The organism is Stenotrophomonas sp. 3diitr2024, from assembly GCF_042136455.1.
GTDB classification, from domain to species: domain Bacteria; phylum Pseudomonadota; class Gammaproteobacteria; order Xanthomonadales; family Xanthomonadaceae; genus Stenotrophomonas; species Stenotrophomonas sepilia.
In genome coordinates this window covers 1-312 of the sequence record NZ_JBHHMJ010000828.1, presented here as the reverse complement: position 1 = coordinate 312, position 312 = coordinate 1, and the positions used below count along the sequence as shown (strand labels likewise).

The 312-nt window shown below is 67.6% G+C and carries 2 pseudogenes; both read right to left on the bottom strand.

What is annotated here, in order from left to right:
• Positions 1 to 18 precede the first annotated feature (18 nt).
• Positions 19 to 117: pseudogene (locus ABGA94_RS22070) on the bottom strand (S-methyl-5'-thioadenosine phosphorylase); the annotation flags it as partial.
• 77 nt (positions 118 to 194) lie between these two features.
• Positions 195 to 312: pseudogene (locus ABGA94_RS22065) on the bottom strand (proton-conducting transporter membrane subunit); the annotation flags it as partial.

The window sequence follows — 312 nt, the reverse complement described above, 5'->3', positions numbered from 1 at the left end:
CTTGCTCAGGGAAGACAATCACCCCCGCGCCAATTCGCCCACCAGTTCCGGAAGTCCGTTGCTGGCCGCCTGCACATTGGCCAGCACTTCGGCCATCGTAATCTCCTCGCCATCACCGGTGCGGCCGAACGGAATGGCCGGGTTCCACGGGATGCAGCCGCCGGCGCCGGGGCCGTAGGCCGGGTTGGTGCCCGCAGCCAGGCCCATTCCTGCGAAGCGTCCGGGACGATCGGCAGGTTGAAGCGCAGGAAGCCATAGCCACCGATCTTCAGGGCGATGGCGGCCAGGATCACCGAACCGGCGGTCGGCGCT